This is a genomic window from Gilliamella sp. W8136, from assembly GCF_016101285.1.
GTDB classification, from domain to species: domain Bacteria; phylum Pseudomonadota; class Gammaproteobacteria; order Enterobacterales; family Orbaceae; genus Gilliamella; species Gilliamella apicola_N.
The window spans coordinates 113,034-133,469 of the sequence record NZ_JACFQU010000010.1 but is presented as its reverse complement, the minus strand read 5'-3'; the positions used below and the strand labels follow the sequence as shown (position 1 = coordinate 133,469).

The 20,436-nt window shown below is 34.0% G+C and carries 20 protein-coding genes; 7 read left to right on the top strand and 13 right to left on the bottom strand.

Annotated elements, in window-relative coordinates:
- Positions 1 to 21: 21 nt before the first annotated feature.
- Positions 22 to 606: a molybdenum cofactor guanylyltransferase MobA gene (gene mobA / locus H3T96_RS08400; RefSeq protein WP_086326840.1), complete on the bottom strand. Its 585-nt coding sequence runs from the start codon at positions 604 to 606 to the stop codon at positions 22 to 24.
- Between the two features lie 237 nt (positions 607 to 843).
- Between mobA and H3T96_RS08395 the strand changes: the two genes are divergently transcribed.
- Entirely contained in the window at positions 844 to 1,113 is a 270-nt protein-coding gene (locus tag H3T96_RS08395) for a YihD family protein (protein WP_065738169.1), read from the top strand.
- A 14-nt stretch (positions 1,114 to 1,127) separates the two neighbouring features.
- On the top strand, positions 1,128 to 1,841 hold the full coding sequence (locus tag H3T96_RS08390; protein WP_086326841.1) for a DsbA family protein: 714 nt from the start codon (positions 1,128 to 1,130) through the stop codon (positions 1,839 to 1,841).
- A 124-nt stretch (positions 1,842 to 1,965) separates the two neighbouring features.
- Here the strand turns inward: H3T96_RS08390 and H3T96_RS08385 are convergent, their stop codons facing one another.
- Positions 1,966 to 3,936: a MacB family efflux pump subunit gene (locus tag H3T96_RS08385; protein WP_144092036.1), complete on the bottom strand. Its 1,971-nt coding sequence runs from the start codon at positions 3,934 to 3,936 to the stop codon at positions 1,966 to 1,968.
- Between the two features lie 2 nt (positions 3,937 to 3,938).
- Entirely contained in the window at positions 3,939 to 5,138 is a 1,200-nt protein-coding gene (locus tag H3T96_RS08380; RefSeq protein ID WP_144092037.1) for an efflux RND transporter periplasmic adaptor subunit, read from the bottom strand.
- A 362-nt stretch (positions 5,139 to 5,500) separates the two neighbouring features.
- On the opposite strand from H3T96_RS08380, the gene H3T96_RS08375 reads away from it, so the two are divergent.
- Both H3T96_RS08375 and H3T96_RS08370 read left to right on the top strand, forming a co-directional pair.
- Complete coding sequence (locus H3T96_RS08375) at positions 5,501 to 6,262, top strand: IclR family transcriptional regulator (protein ID WP_086327064.1); 762 nt, start codon at positions 5,501 to 5,503, stop codon at positions 6,260 to 6,262.
- 51 nt (positions 6,263 to 6,313) lie between these two features.
- Entirely contained in the window at positions 6,314 to 7,078 is a 765-nt protein-coding gene (locus H3T96_RS08370; protein WP_086327063.1) for an IclR family transcriptional regulator, read from the top strand.
- Positions 7,079 to 7,109: 31 nt separating this feature from the next.
- Here the strand turns inward: H3T96_RS08370 and H3T96_RS08365 are convergent, their stop codons facing one another.
- The 5 genes from H3T96_RS08365 to H3T96_RS08345 all read right to left on the bottom strand — a co-directional run bounded on the left by H3T96_RS08365 (position 7,110) and on the right by H3T96_RS08345 (position 11,441).
- Complete coding sequence (locus H3T96_RS08365; protein ID WP_144092038.1) at positions 7,110 to 8,048, bottom strand: sugar kinase; 939 nt, start codon at positions 8,046 to 8,048, stop codon at positions 7,110 to 7,112.
- A gap of 83 nt (positions 8,049 to 8,131) precedes the next feature.
- A complete protein-coding gene (locus tag H3T96_RS08360; protein ID WP_065738175.1) occupies positions 8,132 to 8,596 on the bottom strand; it encodes a YhcH/YjgK/YiaL family protein in 465 nt (154 codons plus the stop codon).
- 81 nt (positions 8,597 to 8,677) lie between these two features.
- Positions 8,678 to 9,439 (bottom strand): 2-dehydro-3-deoxy-D-gluconate 5-dehydrogenase KduD, encoded by a 762-nt coding sequence (gene kduD, locus H3T96_RS08355; protein WP_144092046.1) that lies wholly within the window; start codon positions 9,437 to 9,439, stop codon positions 8,678 to 8,680.
- A gap of 30 nt (positions 9,440 to 9,469) precedes the next feature.
- Complete coding sequence (locus H3T96_RS08350) at positions 9,470 to 10,474, bottom strand: zinc-binding dehydrogenase (protein ID WP_086290055.1); 1,005 nt, start codon at positions 10,472 to 10,474, stop codon at positions 9,470 to 9,472.
- A gap of 22 nt (positions 10,475 to 10,496) precedes the next feature.
- Entirely contained in the window at positions 10,497 to 11,441 is a 945-nt protein-coding gene (locus tag H3T96_RS08345; protein ID WP_144092048.1) for a C-terminal binding protein, read from the bottom strand.
- 466 nt (positions 11,442 to 11,907) lie between these two features.
- Between H3T96_RS08345 and kdgT the strand changes: the two genes are divergently transcribed.
- The 3 genes from kdgT (at position 11,908) to H3T96_RS08330 (ending at position 13,962) form a co-directional block, all read left to right on the top strand.
- Complete coding sequence (gene kdgT, locus H3T96_RS08340; protein WP_144092050.1) at positions 11,908 to 12,912, top strand: 2-keto-3-deoxygluconate transporter; 1,005 nt, start codon at positions 11,908 to 11,910, stop codon at positions 12,910 to 12,912.
- Positions 12,913 to 12,949: 37 nt separating this feature from the next.
- Positions 12,950 to 13,387, top strand: a complete 438-nt coding sequence (locus H3T96_RS08335) for a nuclear transport factor 2 family protein (protein ID WP_144092052.1) — start codon at positions 12,950 to 12,952, stop codon at positions 13,385 to 13,387.
- A gap of 320 nt (positions 13,388 to 13,707) precedes the next feature.
- A complete protein-coding gene (locus H3T96_RS08330) occupies positions 13,708 to 13,962 on the top strand; it encodes a YfhL family 4Fe-4S dicluster ferredoxin (protein WP_065738181.1) in 255 nt (84 codons plus the stop codon).
- Between the two features lies 1 nt (position 13,963).
- On the opposite strand, the gene ispH is transcribed toward H3T96_RS08330, so the two are convergent.
- From ispH to folE, 5 genes are all read right to left on the bottom strand, one after another.
- A complete protein-coding gene (ispH, locus tag H3T96_RS08325) occupies positions 13,964 to 14,911 on the bottom strand; it encodes a 4-hydroxy-3-methylbut-2-enyl diphosphate reductase (RefSeq protein WP_065738182.1) in 948 nt (315 codons plus the stop codon).
- Between the two features lies 1 nt (position 14,912).
- Positions 14,913 to 15,386 carry a signal peptidase II gene (gene lspA, locus H3T96_RS08320; RefSeq protein WP_065738183.1) on the bottom strand — a complete coding sequence of 158 codons (474 nt, stop codon included), beginning with the start codon at positions 15,384 to 15,386 and terminating at the stop codon, positions 14,913 to 14,915.
- A gap of 105 nt (positions 15,387 to 15,491) precedes the next feature.
- Positions 15,492 to 18,299 (bottom strand): isoleucine--tRNA ligase, encoded by a 2,808-nt coding sequence (gene ileS, locus H3T96_RS08315; protein ID WP_144092054.1) that lies wholly within the window; start codon positions 18,297 to 18,299, stop codon positions 15,492 to 15,494.
- 37 nt (positions 18,300 to 18,336) lie between these two features.
- Positions 18,337 to 19,275: a bifunctional riboflavin kinase/FAD synthetase gene (gene ribF / locus H3T96_RS08310; protein WP_144092056.1), complete on the bottom strand. Its 939-nt coding sequence runs from the start codon at positions 19,273 to 19,275 to the stop codon at positions 18,337 to 18,339.
- Positions 19,276 to 19,575: 300 nt separating this feature from the next.
- The gene (gene folE / locus H3T96_RS08305) at positions 19,576 to 20,235 is read right to left on the bottom strand and encodes a GTP cyclohydrolase I FolE (RefSeq protein ID WP_086326009.1); all 660 of its coding nucleotides are present in this window, start codon (positions 20,233 to 20,235) and stop codon (positions 19,576 to 19,578) included.
- Positions 20,236 to 20,436 lie beyond the last annotated feature (201 nt).

The following is a 20,436-nucleotide window of genomic DNA, read 5'->3' as shown; positions in this document are numbered from 1 at the left end:
CTAAATACGGTTTAATAGTAATTATTTGATTGAAATATTGGCTTTTTCCAGCATGTCCAGAGTATTTATATTGGTAAAACCAGAAGGATTTTCACTAAAATCAACAGCGATAGCATTAATTTGTTTAAGAAACAGCATAAGCTTACGATCTCCGTTGTCTAAATATTTTTTTAGTTGAGGGATGATATTTTTATGGATCAATAAAATAGTAGGGTGATCATTTTTTCCATCGAAAGGATAAATTGCTTGGTGCGTTGTTGTGAATTTGATTAAACGAGCAATAAGATCCTCCGGTAAAAAAGGGGTATCACAGCTCACAAATAAATTCCAATCTGTTGTACTTCTTAATAAGCCACTATAAATCCCTGATAAAGGACCTAAAAATCCTTTTAAATCATCAGAAAATACAAAATAGCCTAATGAACTATATAGGTCAGTATGTCGATTACAATTAATCATAACAAAACTGACTTGAGGTTTAATACGATCAATGACATGTTGATAAAGTGGTTTTCCTGCTAACAACATTAAACCTTTATCCTTACCATTCATACGGTTACTTTGCCCACCGGCTAAAATAATCGCAGTAATTGACAGTTTTTGCATAAATTATTTCTCTTTTACATTGCCAAAAAACAAAATAGCATTACTATATAGCAAAGTTATTTTTTAGTCGCAAATAACCTATATCAGCAGTTTATGAATCTTTCTAAATGCACTATTTAAATTTAAAGTCGAGTATATAATAGAGGCCTTTTAATATATAGATAGTAAAGTAAAGATTAACATAAAGGTTTATATTATCACTTTCAACTTAATTGAATATTTAAAAAGGTAGTTATTATGAAATGTCATCGTATAGATGAGTTAATAGAGTTATTACAACCAGCATGGGAAGCAGATTCAGATCTGAATTTATTGCAACTTTTAGATAAATTGGGTAAAGAAGCTGGTTTTGACGGTGACCTAAAAGATTTGAGTGATGAAGTGTTAATTTATCATTTAAAAATGCGTGACTCAGATAAAAATGAAGCAATACCTGGGTTAAAAAAAGATTATGAAGATGATTTTAAAACCGCATTGTTAAAAGCCCGCGGAATTATTAAAGAATAAGGAGAATAAATTAAATGAAAAAAACGCTTATTGCTATGGGTGTATTGTTATTTTCGGTAAATTGTTTTGCCGATGATTCTTCGACAAATGCTATATCAAAGACATCCCAAACTCCTGCGACAACACAAGCACAAATTGAAGAGGGTAAACAATATATTGTATTACCAACTTATCCATCACCTGAAAAAGAAGTCATTGAATTCTTCTCGTTTAATTGTCCTAGTTGTTTTCGATTCGAAACAAAATATCATGGTACGAACCTTATAGCTAAAGCTTTACCAGAAGAGATGAAAGTTAAACGTTATCACTTATTGGACTTTGGATCGCTGGCTATGGAACTATCTGAAGCATGGGCGATAGCTAACGTTCTTGGCATAGAAGATAAAGCATCAGAAGCACTTTATAATGCAGTACAAAAAGATAGAACAATAAAAACGGCTGATGATATTAAGACAGTATTTGCTAAATTAGGCGTTGATGAGGAAACTTATGAAAAAACTAAAAATAGTTTCTTAGTAAAAGCATTTATGGCTCAACAAGCTGACGCTATTAAAGAAATGCAACCGTCATCTATTCCTTCTATTATTGTTAATCGTAAATTTTATATTAATTCTTCTGGTTTAGATACATCAAACGATGATGCTTATATAGCTGATTATGTTAGAGTTGCTACTTTTTTAGCTAATTTAGATCCTAATGTTAAAACTAACGCAAAAAAGAAAAAATAATTAAAGGATATGAGTGTTAATAGTCGATATAGAATAAAAGATTATTAAAAAACTCAAGTTTTAGTAAGTAATTAAAGCCTTTACGTGAAGAAATTCAGTAAAGGCTTTTTTGTAACTATTAAGGTTACTCTCGTTCTAAAGCATAAATTGGATCGAGCTTTGCAGCACGTTTGGCAGGAAAATAACCAAAAATAATACCAATGATACTTGAGCAACTAAATGCTGCAACAATGGCTATGGATGAAAAACTCATAGCAAAAGATGTAACTAACGCATTAAAAATAAATCCTACAACAAATGACAGTAAAATGCCTATTATTCCACCGGTTAAACATACTAATACTGCTTCAATTAAGAACTGTTGCAAAATGTCACTTGAGCGCGCTCCAACTGCCATACGAACGCCAATTTCTCGTGTTCTTTCAGTGACCGAAACGAGCATGATATTCATTACACCAATACCACCAACAATAAGTGAAATTAATGCAATGGTTGACACTAATAGCGTCAAGACCCAAGCTGAAGAATTTATTGTTTCACGCACATTGTCTGAATTAAAAATGAAAAAATCTTTAGTGCCATGCCTTTGTAACATGATTCGATTAACGGCTTGTTCTGCAATCGACAAATCAATATTATCATTAATACGAACAGTAATGCTTCTTAATGAAGTTTGTCCAACCATACGATTGATAACAGTCGTATAAGGTAACCAGACATTTAGACTTTCATTACTACCAAATCCTTGCTGTTGCTTTGTCGCAACACCAATTATTTTAACTGGTAGCTGACCAACCATTAAAATTTTTCCAATTGGATCTTCATTTGCAAATAATCGTTTAACTGTGTTTTCATCGATTACGGCATATTGTGCCGAATTATTAATGCTGCTTTGGTCAAAAGAGATACCTTGTGTAATATCATAACCACGAACGGCAAAGAATTGTTCACCGACACCATTGACAGTTCCCGTTACAGCTAGATTATCAATTCTGAAATAAACACTGGTTGATAGGTTAGGAGTAGTACTATGGACAAAACTTTGCTGAGCTAAAAAATCAGCATCCGATGAGCGTAAAGTTGTAATTTTTTCTGCATTACGATCACCAAAACCATTACCAGCATAAATTTCTAATGTACTTGTTCCCATAGAATTAATATTTGATAAGATTTTTTGTTTTGTTCCTTGTCCTAATGCCACCATTGAAACCACAGAAGCGATACCGATAATAATACCTAACATCGTTAAAAAGGTACGTAATCGCTGCGAAAACATTGATAAAATTGCCATTTTGAAAGCATCACGAAAACGATAATATTTTGCTCGAAAATTATCTTGAGTTTTAGCTTGCTCAATTTGTTTAACTTGGCGATTGTCGTTAGTTTCCGATTGATAATTAGGATTGATTGAGTCTGAAATAATATTGCCATCACTAATTTCAATGATTCGCTGTGCGCTTTGGGCAATATTTGCATCATGAGTGACAATAATAACTGTATGACCTTGACTGTGCAGTTCGCGTAATATCGCCATAACTTCTAGGCCACTTTTACGATCAAGTGCACCAGTTGGCTCATCGGCTAAGATAATTTGCCCACCATTTATTAGAGCACGACCGATACTAACACGTTGCTGTTGTCCACCCGATAACTGATTAGGTTTATTGTGAATTTTATCCGCTAGCCCTAAACGAGTTAAAATTTCGGTAGCACGTTTTTGCCTCTCTTCATCATTGACACCAGCATAGATTGCTGGAATTTCAACATTCCCTTGAGCAGTTAATGCATTTAACAGATGATAGCGTTGAAAGATAAAACCAAAATGTTCACGACGTAGTTCAGCCAATTCATCAGGCGACAATTTACTGGTAATTCGACCACTTATAGAATAAGTACCGGTAGTCGGTTTGTCTAAACATCCTAAAATATTCATTAAGGTAGATTTACCGGAACCCGATGCACCAATAATTGCCACCATTTCCCCAGCGTTAATTGTTAAATTTATACTTTTAAGAACTTGTATGGTTGAATCCCCTGCAGGGAATTCACGAACAATATTTTCAAGATTAATTAGAGGTGTATTTTTGTTTGACATAGTTAGAATCGTATCCTTGGTCCTTTTGCATTACTACTTAGTGATGCACCATTAGTGCTACTAACTATAACGGTATCCCCTTCTTTAATACCTGATTTTATTTCGACATTTATATTATTATTAATGCCTACTGTAACTTCTCGTTCTTCAATTTCATTACTTTTATTTAATAGATAAACAATGGCTTTATTGTCTCCTAGATTTTTTTGGAGAGCTTGAGATGGAATAGTCAATACATCTTTTGCTGAAGATAATACAATGTAGACTTGTGCTGTCATGGATATACGTAAAATACGATCTGGATTATCAACATCAAATAACCCATTATAGTAGATAGCACTTTTCGTAGTTGATGAACTTGAACTTGTTGTTGTTTCGGTATTAATTGAATCTGGAGCTGGTTCAATTGCGCGTAATGTTAAACCATCAAAACGCTTATTGGGTAGACCTAAAATTGTAAAATAGACTGGCATACCTTTTTTAACATTAATGACATCGGCTTCCGAAATTTGAGCTTCAATCGTCATTTTATCAAGTTGAGCAACTTTTACGATAGTAGGTGCACTTTGTACTGAGTTAACCGTTTGACCTTGATCAACGGGAATTGCCACAATCACACCATCAATCGGCGAACGAATTTTGGTATAACCTAAATTAACTTTGGCGGTATCTACAGCAACTTGAGCATTTACAATATCTGCATCAAGGGCTGCAATATCGGCTTTGATTGCATCAAGATCAGCTTTTGCTGCATCTAAATCTGATTGAATACCAACGCCTTTATTAACCAATTTTAATTGGCGCTCATAGGTTAACTGGTAGTTTACCAATTTTGCTTTTTTAGATTTGCGTTGCGCTTCAAAACTATTAAGAGATGCTTCGGATTGCTTTAGATCATTATTTTGTTTTAGATCGTCAATCTCGGCAATCATATCACCTTGTTTAACTTCGTCGCCTAATTCAACATAAAGCTTTTTGATTTGTCCTGAAACCTGAGCCCCAACGCTTACTTGTTTAAACGCGCTAATTGTACCGTCTGCTAGAACTGATTTTTCAATGTTACCTTTGGTAACGGGAGAAGTAATATAATTAACAGTTGTTTCTGTTGGAAATATAATTAATTTCGCAATAAAGAAAATTACGAAAATAATGATTGCTATTACTATATATTTAATTTTAATGAACTTTAACAATCTTTTCATCCTTTGAATTTGTTATTATTGTAGTATTACATATTTTATCGCAATAATTTAAACGATATTAATAATTATTCCTAATAAACTGTAATGAATATGAAAATAAATAAAACGATATGAAATAAAAAGTAATCTAGTTTATCTTTTTCTTAAAAAATTAATAATAGAAAGATGTTATTGAATTTATAGAAAAAAAAAGATTATTCTAGTAATATGTAGCCACTAACCCTAATTTATACATGTAATTAGATAAAAACAGTATACAGAAGTCTTTTTGAAAATGCGTATTTTATTTTCTATTGCACTGTTTTTTATTAATAAATTAATAGCAATCTATTTAAAAAGTATCCTTGTGTGGAGCTCAATAAATGTCTTTTCAAAAACAACAATCCACGTTAGATAATGCCTTAACTTTGCTTGAAATAATTAGCCATTATTCTTCTGGAATATCTTTGGCCGAAATCGTTAAACTAAGTCGGATGGCAAAAACAACAGTATTTAGAATTTTAGACATATTAAAAAAAAGACAATATCTCTGCTATGACGCCTCCACTGAAAAATATTTTTTAGATGTAAAAGCTTTTGAGTTAGGCGTCAAAGGATTGATGAATATATCTTTAGTGGGTATATCAATTCCTTTTTTAAAAAAACTTGCTGCAAAGCTTAATGAAACCTGCTTTTTAGCGGTCTATCATGATGGCAGTGTTATCTATTTGTATAAAGCCGAAGGTGAACTTGCTGTTAAAACCAACTCACATATTGGTAGCCGAATGCCAGTATATTGTACTGGACTGGGTAAATCATTATTAGCTTATCAACCGTTAGTTGAAATTAATAAAGTTTTAAGTCGTCCACTAGTTCAATTCACCAGTAAAACCATTGTTGACCGAGAAGCCATCCATAATAGCTTAGCAAAGGTGTGTATTGATGGTTATTCTATGGATGATGAAGAAGTTGAAGAAGGCTTAACGTGTATTGCTGTACCAATCTTTATTAAGCAAAATAAAGTAGTAGGGGCAATAAGTGTTGCTGGATCTTCTTTTAGAATTATTCAGAAAAAAGAACTTATCATTAGTGAATTAAAAAGTATCTCATCATCTATATCGGTTGAACTAAAAAAGAAGAATTAACTTTATCTAAATGTTGAATTCATTTTATCTATTTTTTAAAGGTTTAAAACCATGATCCAAAAAGAGACAACTTCAGCAATAGATAAAGCCATTGCTGTTTTAGATGTAATTAGTAATTGTGCAGCAGGTGTAACAATTACTGAAATAATTGAAGCCACTAAACTTAATAAAATTATAATAAAGAAGATTCTAAACACATTGCTTGATCGTGAATATGTTTTTTTAGATGAAAAATCAGGTAAATATACTCTAGGTTTTAAATCGTTAGAGCTTGGAATATCCAGTCTTGTCAATGTTAATATTGTCGATATAGCGATTCCACATGTTAAATCGCTTTCAAATACAATCAATGAAACCTGTTTTTTAGGGGTTTATAATAGTGGCAATGTAGTCTATCTATATAAGAGTGAAGGTAACAATGCTATTCATACTAGTTCCAATTTAGGTCATATGCGACCGGCCTATTGTACAGGATTAGGTAGAATATTACTTGCTCATCAATCACAAGACGAGATTGAACGCATTTTACAATCATCATTGCCACAATATACACAAAAAACCATAACCGATTCACAGCAACTCAATGAACTATTAGCTAAAGTTCGTCGTGAAAATATCGCTTATGATTGGGAAGAAGTTGAAGAAGGTCTTGTTTGTGTTGCTTCCGGCATATTTAATTATAGTAACGAGGTTGTAGCAGCTTTAAGTATTGCTGGTCCTAGCCATCGAATGCATAATCAAATTGAAAAATGCGCCTCTTTATTAAAAGAGACGACAAATTTGATTTCTAAACGATTAGGGTACATTTCGACATAACATTTGGATTAAAATAATTTTTAACTTCTGATTAAACAGATATTAGATTATTCATTGCTTCATAAGGTATGATTGCACCACGATATTGAATAACTGTTGCTGCTAAATCATGTCCTTGCTTAATTGCTGCCTTAATTGAACCACCGAGTAACCTAATTGATAAATACCCTGCACTAAATGAGTCTCCGGCAGCCGTTGTATCAACAATTTTTTGCTTAGCAATAATATTTGCTGGAACTTCTACACGATCATTTGCCGTCGCTACAATACAACTTTCACTTCCTCTTTTAATAATGATCTCATTTACGCCCAATTTACGACTACGAACAATACTATCTTCATAATTATCATTTCCCCATAGCAGATATTCATCTTCTTGGGTTAAAAATGCGATATCGGTATAGGATAGAATTTTAGAATAGACGTTTTGAGCGTACTCCTGACTACGCCATAATCGTGGGCGATAATTATTATCAAAAATCACTTTACCACCGTTAGCTTTGAACGTTTCTAACAATTCAATGAGCTTATCTATACTGTATTCATCTAAAATAGCAACACTAATACCGCTTAAATAAATGTAATCAAATTTAGTTATTGTTTCACATATTTGTTGTGTTTGTTCAGTCTGTAACCAAAATTTTGCTGCAGCATCGTTTCGCCAATAATAGAAAGATCGTTCACCATGGCTATCGGTAACAATGGCATATAATCCAGGCATTTTATTATCCATTTGTTGAATAAGATTGGTTTTAATGTTTTCCTTTTGCCATTGATTCAACATTTCTTGGCTAAATGGATCAACGCCAAGACCCGTTACATAGTAAATTGCTGCTTGATTGTCAGTAAATAACCGAGACAAATAAACTGAAGTATTTAACGTATCTCCACCAAAGCCTCTTGTCGTTATCTTATCTTTAATTGAGAGTTCAATCATGCACTCGCCAATTACTGCTATATTTATGGTCATTACTTGTCCTTATCAGATATTATTGGTAATTGAAATTACGTAATTAGATTCCATGTGGCATTATTTCCACCATAAGTGGTCAACTAATCTAGGCTGACTTTAACGACCACTTTACGAATTTTTTCAGTCTTCCCACCGACAATACAAAGAGGTTTATGTACTTCATATGGGTAAAAAATTACAAAATCTTTTGGTTGTAATACAAACATGGTTTCTTCTATTGGCGCTTTCACAAAGGCAATATCCCCATTGATAAGCTTATCTTCAATTATTTCGCTATGAGGGGGTAAAGTTGATACAGCCATGCCTTCTTGACCGGATAATACAATTTGAATATCAATATATTTAGCATGATATTCATATTTACCTTCTTCTTGCGTTCGGGATAACGTTTCTGAAACCATATAAAAAACTTTATCACCATCAATTGAGTACCGACCATTTTCGGTATTGTCATTTATCTGTTGTTTTACTAATTCTATTGCATGTTTTAATTTTTGAGGTAAATAAGGGGTTAAATCCAAATGTTCAATATTGCCAATAATCATTGTGATCTCCTTGAAAAGTTAATTATTGGCTGTAACAGCTAGCCAATAATTAAGCCAAAATACATGTAAATTTATATTGAATTATCTGCCTAACCAGCCGCCATCTACCGCAATGGTAAATCCATTAATATAATCGGATGCTGAGGAAGATAAAAATACAGCTGCACCCCCTAAGTCTTCAGGGTTACCCCAACGCCCGGCAGGGATCCGTTCTAGGATCTGGCGATTACGAATTTCATCATTCATTAAAGCAGTATTCATTTCTGTTGCGATATAACCAGGGGCGATACAGTTGATTGTGATACCTTTTGATGCCCATTCATTGGATAAAGATTTTGAAAACCCTGCCACCGCTGATTTTGCTGCTGTATAAGCGGGAATGGTATATCCACCTTGAAAAGCAAGTAATGAAGCAATATTAACAATTTTCCCGTATCCTCTTTCAAGCATATGTTTACCTACTTGTTGGCACATAAAAAATACAGCATTCATATTAATATTAATAACCAGATCCCAATCATGCTTAGGAAAATCCACAGAGGGATAGCGCCGTTGTATACCAGCATTATTGATTAAGATATCAATGTGCTGGTATTTTTGAATAATACTGGAAATGAGGTCGGCATACTGCTCAAAATGAGATAGATCAAAAGTAATGGTTTCACAAGTTACATTATATTTTTGTATCTCTTGTTCGGTTTGCTCATCTCGTGTGACATCAATAATGATGATGTTAGCTCCGGCATTGGCTAAACTGATTGCTAAAGACTTACCGATTCCCCGTGATGCACCTGTAACAATTGCATTTTTACCTGTTAAATCAAATGGATTTTTATTTTTCATAATGATATACCTTAATTTTTTATATTTTTATTAATCTGCAAATTTAAACAATGTTTTAATCACATTCTCACCCGTTAATGCATTAGCAAACCCTTGTTTTGCCTCTTCTGGAGTTAATATGGTGAGTAATTTTTTATATGGAAAATCTTGTTGTATAAATTTGATTGCAGTTTCAAAATCTCTGGCTTCATATACTCGAGTACCAATAATCGTGAGTTCTTTAAATTCAATGTCGAGTAATTTAAATTCTGTTGGTTTTTTATATGATCCTACAATTTCGATTGTTCCTTGAACTTTAACTAAATCAGTTAATTGCAAAGCAACGGATGGATGTGCGGCACAATCATAAACAATATCAGCGCCTATATGATTGGTTAATTTTAAAATAGCAGTTAAAACATCTTCCTGTTTAGGATTAATGACGATAAAACCAAGTTCTTTGGCTAAATTAATACGGAAATCATTGGTTTCGATAACAATAACTTGTTTCGCGCCAGCAAGCTTTAATACACTGGCAACACATAATCCAATGGTACCTGCACCAAAAACGACAACTGAATCACCAACCTTAAATGGCGTTCTTGATACAGCATGAATTCCTACCGCTAATGGTTCAACAAAGGCACCTAGATCCATTGGAAAATCATCAGGTAGTATATGTATTTTGCTTTTATCTACTTTTACATATTCAGCCATACCACCTGCAGTATCAATACCATACAGTTTAAGCGTTTTACAAACATGGCTATTACCAGATTGACACGCTGAACATTGACCGCAGGAAATAAGCGGGCGAACACATACTTTCGTTCCTGTTGGTAATTGTTCATCACCATTGACGACATACCCTGAAAATTCATGACCTAATACTAAAGGCGCTTTTGCTCGCGGATGTACACCAAGATAAATATTGAGATCAGAACCACAAATTCCAGCATGACTTACTTTAATTAGTACTTCGTTTTCATTAACTGATGGCTTGGATGTTTGTTCACAAACTACATTATTCGGTCCTTTATAAATTATTGCTTTCATTATTTATTCCCTTGATTTATTTTTAATTATTTAGGCAATATAAAGGTTTTTCACCTTTAGCTAATCGAATAGCTTCTTGTGCAGCTTTACGTTTTAAATCTTTTTGGGATTGTTCGGAATACCAAGCTGCATGCGGGGTTGCAATAAAATTATCCAACTCGAATAACTTTCTATCAGTAGGGGGTTCATGCATAAATACATCAAGCGCTGCACCTGCAATTGTCTTATTTAATAAGGCCTGATAAAGCGCCTCTTCATTTACAATGCCTCCTCTTGCGGTATTAACTAAATAGCAATTTTTTTTCATTACTGAAAATTGCTCATAACTAATTAAATTTTGTGTTTGTTTAATTAGCGGCAGATTAAGTGAAATAATGTCTGATTCAGTTAATAATTTTTCAAAGTTAACGCACTCGATAAAATCGGGAAGATCTTCTTGCTTCGCTAGGGGATCAAAACCAATGACTTTAAGTCCAATGCCATGTAGTTTTTTAGCTAATGAAAGGCCAATTCTACCTAATCCGATAATACCCGCTGTTTGTTCTTGTAAACGATAGATTGGAATTGCTTTCTCATAAGCCCAAATCCCCTTTTTTGTATCATTAACAAATAATGGCAATTTTCTTGTTAGCGCCATGATGAGTGATAAGGCATGATCTGCCACTTCATTGGTACCATAATCAGGCACATTGCAAACTGCGACATTATTTTTTGTTGCAGATTCAATATCAATGGTATTGACACCAACGCCGTAGCGTACAACACCCTTTAAATTTTTTAGATTACTTAAAACATCATCCGATATGGTTGCATATTGTAAAACTAAAGCATCGGCATCATGACAATGTTTAATAATATCATCTGGTTGCTTAATGTTTAGTATGGCAAAATCGACACCATTTTGTGTAAAAGTTTGTTTTTCTATTTCCATGGATTCATGGTCACAATCTGTAATATAAATCTTCATCTATTCTCCTTAATTAAATCGGAATAACATTCCTAAATAATATTAATTAAGAATTTAAAAGAATAATATTCCATTTTATAGTTATTGTGATCGTAATCACATAAAACTTTAATATTAAAAAATATCAACATACAGAGAAATTAAATTATTTTAATTAGTTATATGTTATTTCTGTCGTTCTTTACTGTAAGTTTTTTTATCTTCTTTGCTATATAAAAATTATTTGGTTGCTTTTTGTTTATTTATTTTTATTAAAAAAAGAAATTAAAATAATATTAATTTTCAATTAATTATTTTTTATTTGGTGATGTCTATCACAAAACTATTAAGCAAATTTGATTTTATTTTATTATTTTATATATTCAAAAAAGGAATGTTATTCCGAATATTTTAATTGTGCTTAGTGTTAATTGAATAATCTAAATTAATTAATTTAAATCATGTTGTTATTTTTAAGGGATAGATAATGAAAATAAAAAAATTTATTGATCAAATACCTGGAGGACTAATGTTAATCCCTCTTTTCTTGGGAGCATTGTGTAATACATTTTTTCCTGGAGGAGGCAAATATTTAGGTTCTTTTTCAAATGGTTTGATTTCCGGCACGGTACCTATTTTGGCTGTTTGGTTTTTTTGTATGGGAGCATCTATAGAATTAAAAGCAACAGGCATGATGTTAAGAAAATCAGGTGTATTGGTTGTGACCAAAATTACTACAGCTTGGGTTGTTGCACTTATTGCCGGCACTTTTTGGAGTAAAGGTTATATGGTTGAAGGAGGCATATTTGCTGGATTTTCTATTATTGCACTCGTTGCTTCAATGGATATGACTAATGGAGGATTATATGCAGCCTTAATGAACCAATATGGCTCAAAAGAAGAGGCCGGTGCGTTTGTTTTAATGTCTTTAGAATCTGGACCTCTTATGACAATGGTTATTCTTGGTACTTCTGGGGTTGCTTCGTTTGAACCAAGACTATTTATCGGCGCAGTATTACCATTTTTAATTGGTTTTATGTTAGGAAACTTAGATTCTGATCTGCGTAAACTATTCGGTAGTGCCGTACAAACATTAATTCCATTCTTTGCTTTTGCACTTGGTAACAGCATAAAACTACAAGTCATTTTTGAAACAGGATTAGCCGGTATTTTACTGGGTTTACTGGTGATCGTAATTACTGGTATTCCACTTATTTTGGCTGACAAATTCTTAGGTAAAGGTAACGGTACGGCAGGTGTTGCAGCATCAAGCTCGGCTGGCGCAGCAGTTGCTACACCTTTATTAATCGCTGAAATGGTACCCGAATTCGCACCTGTTGCCTCAGCAGCTACAGCAATGGTTGCAACCAGTGTGATTGTCACATCAATTATTGTGCCAATTATTACATCAATGTGGGCAAAAAAATTCAGCCCTAATTTTATTAAAAATGATACGCAATCTGAAATTTTAGCTGCAACAAAAGGCGAATAAAACGATTGAATTAATTGATCAACAAAGGAGAAATAAAATGAATAAACTATTAAGTCTAGTATTATTAATGATGCTATCTATTGGTAGCAGTTATGCAGTAACATCAAATAATCAATCTACTGTAGAACAAGCGGTAGAAACTATGCGTCTAGCGATGCTCAGTGCCGATAAAACTCAGTTAGAAAATGTGGCATTACCCTCATTAACTTATGGTCATTCAAGTGCGGTTATCGAAAATAAGGCTGAGTTTGTGGATGCTATTGTCAGTGGCCGTTCTGGTTTTATTACGCTTGAATTTCAAGATCAAACCATTGTTACCGAAGGGGATACTGCAATTGTTCGTCATGTGTTTTCTGCCGATACAAATAATAGTGGTCAGAAAGGTAAAGTTAAAATTGGCGTTATGCTAGTGTTTAAAAAAACTGGTGAGGATTGGAAATTATTAGCTCGCCAAGCCTATAAACTTCCACAATAATTATTCAAGGTATTAAAATGGTTTGATTTCGATAAGAAATAATAGAAGCGTTGCTGATCAGTATTTAGGGGGGATCAACAGCGCTTAATATTTTCAATGAGTTAATAAAACAGATAGTTATATTCCATTTATAACATTATTCTCACTGATTTGGTTAAGTTTTAATACTCAAACATATACTCAAACATATAGTTAACCTGAAACTTTTTGACAAAAATTGACCTTGTTAATCAGTGATAATGTGATCTTTATTCGGAATTATTGGTGATTGCGATATAATGACGCCAATTTTTTTTCAGTTAATAAAGATAGCAAAGAGCATGGCGTTAAAAATAACCAACAAATGTATTAATTGTGATATGTGTGAGCCTGAGTGCCCAAATGAGGCAATCTCAATGGGCTTTGATACTTATGAAATTGATCCTAATAAATGTACAGAATGTGTTGGCTATTATGATCACTCCACATGCCAGCGTGTTTGCCCAATTCAAAATGCTATTATTGCAGATCCCGAGCATGTTGAAACACAAGAAGAACTATTAGCAAAATTTGAACGAATTAAGCACTCATCTTAAATCAAACAGCTTTAACTTCTATTCGTAGTTCTTTAGGAATTTCAAAAGTGATGTTTTCTAAAATCCCATCGGTTTCAATAAGTGATGTGCAACCTAAACCTTTTAAGTGCTCGATAACTTGCTGCACTAAAATATCAGGTGCGGATGCGCCCGCGGTTACGCCAATTGTTCGTGCGTTAACTAACCACTCTTGTTGAATATCCGACGCATAATCGATTAAATAAGCATTTTTGCTGTTTCGTCGTGCGAGCTCTGCTAAACGATTTGAATTTGATGAGTTTTTAGATCCAACAACTAAAACAATATCAGCACGAGATGACAATTGTTTAACCGCTTGTTGGCGATTGGTTGTGGCGTAGCAAATATCATTTTTACGAGGACTACGAATATTTGGAAAACGTTGTTTTAACGCGGCAATAATTTCGGCTGTATCATCAACAGATAAGGTTGTCTGAGTGGTAAAGCAGAGATGATTTTCATCTTTAATTTTTAACTTATTTACATCTTCAGTCGATTCAATTAAATAGATACCACCCTGAGGATTATTATATTGCCCCATAGTACCATCGACTTCAATATGACCTGCATGACCGATTAAAATAACCTCTTCACCTCGATAACTTGATCGAGCTACTTCCATATGCACTTTGGTCACTAATGGACAAGTTGCATCAAAGATGCGCAATTTACGTTGTTTGGCTTCTTCTCGAACTGCTTTCGATACGCCATGTGCTGAGAAAATAAGGATGGTATTATCAGGTACTTCACTGATATCTTCAATGAATATTGCACCTAACTGCTTAAGACGATTAACTACATAACGATTATGCACCACTTCATGGCGGACATAAACAGGAGCACCAAAAAGTTCAATGGCTCGCTCAACAATGGTAATTGCGCGATCAACACCAGCACAAAATCCACGAGGATTAGCTAAAATTATTTGCATATTACTCAGCAGTCTGTTTAGGTTTTTTATAGTTACAAAAAATAAATAATCCAATGCCTATACAGATAGCGCAATCTGCAACATTAAAAGTTGGATAGTGCCAACTACCAAAATTAACATCTAAAAAATCAACCACAAAACCATGGTAAAGGCGATCGAATAAATTACCTAATGCTCCACCTAAAATTAATGATAATGAGAAATTTTCTAATTTTTTTTGGCGTGAATTACGATAGAGCATATACATAATGACAACGCTGATAATCAAGGCAATAGCAACCAGCATTTCACGTTGTCCCTCGAAAAAACTAAACGCTGCACCGATATTACGTACATAAGTAATAGAGAAGAACGGTAAAAGATTTACTGATTCAAACAGAGAAAATTTATCAATAATAAAAAACTTACTTGCGATATCAATTACAAAAATCACAATTGTAACGAGTAACCAGTAAAGTCCATTATCTTTTTTCATATAGTATGCTCATTATTATATTTCCGCCGACAGGTGTCGGCGGTAAAAATATTGAATTGCTATAGATTCCTCTATAGCGGTTTTTTTATGTCAAATTATGAATGACTAGGCGAAATGTCTAACTTCACCCTTTCCATTAATATTTTCTTCACAGCGTTTACATAAATGCGTGGTTGGATCGTTATCGATAGTATAGTGCCAGCAACGAGGACATTTATCGCCTTGTGCTTTAGCTAGTTCAATTTTTAATCCATCAATATCACTTTGTACTGCATCTGCTGGTGCCGCTTGTAATGGCTTAACACTCGCTTGTGAGGTGAGTAATACAAAGCGTAATTCGTTTTCTAGTTTAGCTAAAGTTGCCATGATATCTTCATTAGCATAAAGGGTTACCGCAGCTTCAAGAGCCCCACCTATCACTTTATCATTACGACCTTGCTCAAGCACTTTATTTACTTCACTACGAATCGCTAAAATTTGTGCCCAATATTCACTATTTAATGTTTCACTTTCTGATAATGTAAACAGTTTTGTATACCACTCATCTTCAAAAACAAATTCTTGTTTTTCCGCTGCTGGTATATATTGCCAAATTTCATCTGCAGTGAAAGATAAAATTGGGGCAATCCAACGTACCATCGCTTGTGCAATATGATATAGCGCAGTTTGACAACTATGACGAGCAACACTATCACTTTTAGCCGTATATTGACGATCTTTGATGATATCTAAATAGAAAGAGCCCATTTCGATTGAGCAAAATTGCATAATACGTTGTACAACTTTGTGGAAATCATAGTTTTCATAAGCCTGAATGATTTGTTCTTGGGCTTCTTTAGCCATACTCACTGCCCAACGATCAAGTACAACCATATCTTCTGGTTTTATCATATCTTTGGCTGGATCGAAACCATTTAAGTTTGCCAGTAAAAAACGTGCAGTATTACGGATACGACGATAGCTATCCGCAGCGCGTTTAATGATTTCATCTGAATAGCTCATTTCGCCTGAATAGTCGGTAGAGGCAATCCATAAACGTAAAATATCGGCCCCTAATTTATTCATAACTTCTTGTGGAGTCACAATGTTACCGAGTGATTTAGACATCTTACGACCTTGTCCATCAACCACAAAACCGTGAGTTAAAACTTGTTTGTAAGGTGCTTTGTTATCAATAGCTGTTGATAACATTAATGATGACATAAACCAACCGCGATGCTGATCGGATCCCTCTAAATACATATCGGCTTCGTGTCCTGCAAATTCAGGACGAACACCAACCACTGAATAGAAAGTTGATCCTGAATCAAACCATACATCTAATGTGTCGGGTACTTTACGGTAATCATCGGCATCAGGGCCAAGTAGATCTTTAATATCGGCATCCCACCAAGCTTGAATCCCATTTTGTTCAACTAATTTAGCTACTTTTTCAACAAGTTCTAAAGTATCTGGATGTAGCTCTTCCGTTTCTTTATGTACAAATAGCGTCATTGGTACGCCCCATGTACGTTGGCGAGAAATACACCAGTCAGGGCGATTTGCTACCATGGTTTCAATACGTGCTTGTCCCCAATCTGGGATCCAACGGACTTGTTTAATCTCTTTTAATGATTGAGCACGTAAACCTTGTTTATCCATGCTGATAAACCATTGTGGTGTTGCACGGTAGATAACAGGGGTTTTATGTCGCCAACAGCATGGGTAGCTATGTTCAATATTTTCAAAATGTAGTAACGCATTGCGTTCTTTTAATAGTTCAACTACTACTTTATTGGCTTTAAAAACAAATAAACCATCTAAACCAGCGCCAGTTCCCGGTAAGTAACAACCATTTCCTCCAACAGGATTAGCGACTTCAAGACCATATTTTTGACCGACAATAAAGTCTTCAGCACCGTGTCCAGGTGCGGTATGTACAGCACCTGTACCTGCATCAACCGTAACATGTTCACCAAGAACAATTGGTTCATCAAAATCAAGGAAAGGGTGTTTGAAACGTAGTAATTCAAGATCCTTACCATGGCAAGAACCTAAAATTGTCCAATCAGTGATATCGGCACGTTTCATTACTGATTCAACTAATTCTGCTGCCAAAATTAAGCATTCTTTATCGTTGATCTGTACTAGTTGATATTCTACCGTTTCATTAAGTGCGATTCCTCGGCTAGCAGGAAGAGTCCAAGGTGTTGTTGTCCAGATAATGGCATTAATCGTTAAATCAGTATTAATACCGAATTTATTCGCTACCGCTTGATTATCGGTTGCTTTAAATTTTACATCAATTGCAGGTGATGATTTATCGTAATATTCTACTTCCGCTTCCGCTAATGCAGACATACAGTCAGTACACCAATAGACAGGTTTAGCACCCTTTACTAAATGCCCATTTTTTATTACTTTACCTAATGCACGAATAATATTTGCTTCAGTATCGTAATTCATTGTGCGATAAGGGTTTTGCCAGTCACCTAATACACCCATTCGGATAAAGTCGGCTTTTTGTAGTTCAACTTGCGAAGCGGCATAATCACGACAAATTTGACGAAATTCAGCAGGCGTTACTTTTACACCTGGTTTCCCGACTTGTTCTTCAACCTTTTGCTCAATAGGTAAACCATGACAATCCCATCCTGGAATATACGGGGAGTCATAACCACTTAACCCTTTTGATTTGATGATAATGTCTTTAATAATTTTATTGACAGCATGACCAATATGAAGTTTACCGTTTGCATAAGGAGGGCCATCATGCAAAATAAAGGCTTTTTTACCTTTTTTTACTTGGCGGATTTTACGATAAAGCTCTTTATCATACCAATTTTGCAACATCGCAGGTTCACGTTTAGCAAGATCACCTCGCATTGGAAACCCAGTTTCCGGTAAATTCAATGTATTTTTATAATCTGTCATGCTGATTTATTCCAGTTAATTTTGTTGATACTACTTTTTAATTGGTTAATTTTGCACTGATCTCTTTCGCAGTGCAAATATCTTGTGTTATTTGTTCTTTTAAGTCTGACAATGAATCAAATTTTTTCTCATCACGTAATTTATAAACAAAGGTAACGTCTAAATATTGTCCATAAATATCACCTGAAAAGTCAAACAGATTCACCTCTAATATTGCTTTTTTGCCTTGAATTGTGGGTCTTATTCCTATGTTGGCAATACCCTGATAATCTTGATTACTACAGCAGTTTTTGACTTTAACCAGATAAACACCTTGTAGCGCTGGTTTTTTGCGATGTAGATGAATATTGGCTGTGGGAAACCCTAATTGTCTAGCTAAAGCATTGCCATGTATTACACGCCCTTCAATAGTATAATCACGTCCTAAAAGGGAATGTGCTAATTTAAAGTTGCTATTTAATAACGCTTCTCGCACCGCAGTGCTACTGATTCTTAAGTTATTCCAAACCAATGTTGGCATACTTTGAACGAAAAAGTGATGGTTGTGAGCATAATTTTGTAAAAGATGAATATCGCCTTTACGCTCATGACCAAATCGAAAATCATCACCAATAGCAATATATTTAGCTTTTAATTTGTTAATTAACCAATCTTGAATAAAAGTATTGGCTGACATATTGGCAAAGGTTTGGGTGAATGGAACCGCAATAATATAGTCGATACCGAGCTTTTCAATTAACATCACTTTTTCTTTAAATGAAGTTAATCTTGCTGGGGCTTGTTGCTTGCAAAAAAACTCTAATGGTTGAGGTTCAAATAACATAACCACTGTGGGTAAATTTAATTTTTTACCTTGTTCTATTAAATGGTTAATTAATTGTTGGTGTCCTAAATGCACACCATCAAAATTACCCAATGTTAGTACACATTGAGTAAATTCATTGTTTAAATTGCCAATACCGCGGATTATCTTCATTAAAGCGTGTTAATTAATTGTTATGTTTTAACTAAAATAGTTGCCAATTATACCAATCTTTCTTGAAGATGCACGCAATAACAACTGTGCTTTTTATGGTTATATATGGAATATTATGCTTATTGAATAAATAAGACTTGATTGTGATATCAAGTCTTAACGCATATTTTGGGTTTGCGTAAATTAATATTGATTATTAGATAAAATTTCACAACAAAATAGTTCATTAGCTTGTTATTTATACTTTTATTACTTTACTGATAAATAACACATCGTATTGGTATATATCTATAATTTTTATTAATAGTGTTTTAATGCCCTTAAAAATTCTTGCCGAGTGCTTGGATTGGTTTTAAATCCTCCACCTAAGGCAGTTGTTGTCGTTAGACTGTTCGAATCTTTAATTCCGCGAGCTTTTACGCAATAGTGTGTGGCATCAATTGAAACGGCAACATTAACTGTTCCTAAAAGAGTTTGCAGTGCAACCAAAATTTGTTGGGTTAATCTTTCTTGTACTTGTGGACGTTGTGAAAAAAACTCAACAATCCGATTAATTTTCGATAAGCCGATCACTTTATCTTTTGGGATATAAGAAACCGTAGCTTTGCCATCGATAGTGACAAAATGGTGTTCACACACACTCGTTAAAGTAATATCCCGAACGGTTATCATTTCATCAACCTGCATTTTATTTTCAATTAGGGTGATTTTGGGAAAGTTATGATAGTTAAGTCCAGAAAAGATTTCGTCAACATACATCTTTGCAACGCGGTGCGGAGTTTCAGCGAGGCTATCATCACTCAAATCAAGTTCCATAAGCTTCATAATTTCTCGAAAGTGTGCTTCAATTTTAGCTTTCCGTTCACTATTATCCATATCTAAACGACTTGATGGGGTTTCAAGATTTTTAGCGGCGAGAGCTTCTTTGACTTTTTGCGCAGCAAGACTTAATTCTGTCATCTATTACATACTCAGGCGAAAACAAAAGCAGCATTATATAACACTTATTAAACAATATACAGTTGTTTACTGGTTTTTTATACTGAAACGTATAGTTAACCTGAAACTTTTTTACATTATATTATGGTTATAAATAAGAATATTAAGGTTAATTAGGTTATACTATCAGCCATTGACTTGAATAACATTTGGGTAATAGAA

Excerpts from the sequence above, each read along its gene's own strand:
- H3T96_RS08345 (WP_144092048.1), bottom strand. The coding sequence starts at position 11,441 with ATGAAGATTTATATTACAGATTGTGACCATGAATCCATGGAAATAGAA.
- kduD (WP_144092046.1), bottom strand. The coding sequence starts at position 9,439 with ATGAAAAATAAAAATCCATTTGATTTAACAGGTAAAAATGCAATTGTT.
- H3T96_RS08330 (WP_065738181.1), top strand. The coding sequence starts at position 13,708 with ATGGCGTTAAAAATAACCAACAAATGTATTAATTGTGATATGTGTGAG.
- ispH (WP_065738182.1), bottom strand. The coding sequence starts at position 14,911 with ATGCAAATAATTTTAGCTAATCCTCGTGGATTTTGTGCTGGTGTTGAT.
- lspA (WP_065738183.1), bottom strand. The coding sequence starts at position 15,386 with ATGAAAAAAGATAATGGACTTTACTGGTTACTCGTTACAATTGTGATT.
- H3T96_RS08395 (WP_065738169.1), top strand. The coding sequence starts at position 844 with ATGAAATGTCATCGTATAGATGAGTTAATAGAGTTATTACAACCAGCA.
- H3T96_RS08350 (WP_086290055.1), bottom strand. The coding sequence starts at position 10,474 with ATGAAAGCAATAATTTATAAAGGACCGAATAATGTAGTTTGTGAACAA.
- H3T96_RS08360 (WP_065738175.1), bottom strand. The coding sequence starts at position 8,596 with ATGATTATTGGCAATATTGAACATTTGGATTTAACCCCTTATTTACCT.
- mobA (WP_086326840.1), bottom strand. The coding sequence starts at position 606 with ATGCAAAAACTGTCAATTACTGCGATTATTTTAGCCGGTGGGCAAAGT.
- H3T96_RS08335 (WP_144092052.1), top strand. The coding sequence starts at position 12,950 with ATGAATAAACTATTAAGTCTAGTATTATTAATGATGCTATCTATTGGT.
- ribF (WP_144092056.1), bottom strand. The coding sequence starts at position 19,275 with ATGAAGATAATCCGCGGTATTGGCAATTTAAACAATGAATTTACTCAA.
- kdgT (WP_144092050.1), top strand. The coding sequence starts at position 11,908 with ATGAAAATAAAAAAATTTATTGATCAAATACCTGGAGGACTAATGTTA.
- H3T96_RS08375 (WP_086327064.1), top strand. The coding sequence starts at position 5,501 with ATGTCTTTTCAAAAACAACAATCCACGTTAGATAATGCCTTAACTTTG.
- H3T96_RS08370 (WP_086327063.1), top strand. The coding sequence starts at position 6,314 with ATGATCCAAAAAGAGACAACTTCAGCAATAGATAAAGCCATTGCTGTT.
- H3T96_RS08385 (WP_144092036.1), bottom strand. The coding sequence starts at position 3,936 with ATGTCAAACAAAAATACACCTCTAATTAATCTTGAAAATATTGTTCGT.
- ileS (WP_144092054.1), bottom strand. The coding sequence starts at position 18,299 with ATGACAGATTATAAAAATACATTGAATTTACCGGAAACTGGGTTTCCA.
- H3T96_RS08390 (WP_086326841.1), top strand. The coding sequence starts at position 1,128 with ATGAAAAAAACGCTTATTGCTATGGGTGTATTGTTATTTTCGGTAAAT.
- folE (WP_086326009.1), bottom strand. The coding sequence starts at position 20,235 with ATGACAGAATTAAGTCTTGCTGCGCAAAAAGTCAAAGAAGCTCTCGCC.
- H3T96_RS08380 (WP_144092037.1), bottom strand. The coding sequence starts at position 5,138 with ATGAAAAGATTGTTAAAGTTCATTAAAATTAAATATATAGTAATAGCA.
- H3T96_RS08365 (WP_144092038.1), bottom strand. The coding sequence starts at position 8,048 with ATGACCATAAATATAGCAGTAATTGGCGAGTGCATGATTGAACTCTCA.